This window comes from Methylobacterium sp. E-065, assembly GCF_022829605.1.
In the GTDB taxonomy this organism is placed as follows: domain Bacteria; phylum Pseudomonadota; class Alphaproteobacteria; order Rhizobiales; family Beijerinckiaceae; genus Methylobacterium.
Genome location: NZ_JAKSYD010000075.1, coordinates 1 through 432 on the forward strand (window position 1 = coordinate 1; position 432 = coordinate 432).

At 69.7% G+C, this 432-nt stretch carries 1 protein-coding gene; it reads left to right on the forward strand.

Annotated features, from left to right (window positions below; translation table 11 throughout):
• Nucleotides 1-432 (forward strand): ATP-binding cassette domain-containing protein (locus MKK84_RS07755; RefSeq protein WP_243918364.1); only part of this gene is annotated, 432 nt, incomplete at both ends.

Below are 432 nucleotides of genomic sequence, written 5' to 3' on the forward strand. Positions count from 1 at the left end.
CTCGACACGGTGCGGATCCCGGCGGCCCGCGCGCGGCTGCACGAATACCCGCACCGCTTCTCCGGCGGCATGCGCCAGCGGGTGATGATCGCCATGGCGCTGGCCTGCCGGCCCAAGCTGCTGATCGCCGACGAGCCGACCACCGCCTTCGACGTGAGCATCCAGGCTCAGATCCTCGACCTCATCAAGAGTCTCCAGGATCAGGAGGGGATGTCGGTCTTGTTCATCGCCCACGACATGGGCGTCGTGCGCGAGATCGCTGACGGGACGGGGGTGATGTACAAAGGCCAAGCCGTCGACGCCGGCCAAACCGCGCGGATCTTTTCCGAGCCCACCGAGCCCTATACGCGGGCGCTGCTCGCCGCCGTCCCGCGGCTCGGCGCCATGGCGGGCCGCTCCCGGCCCATGCGCTTCCCCATCATCGACCGCGCC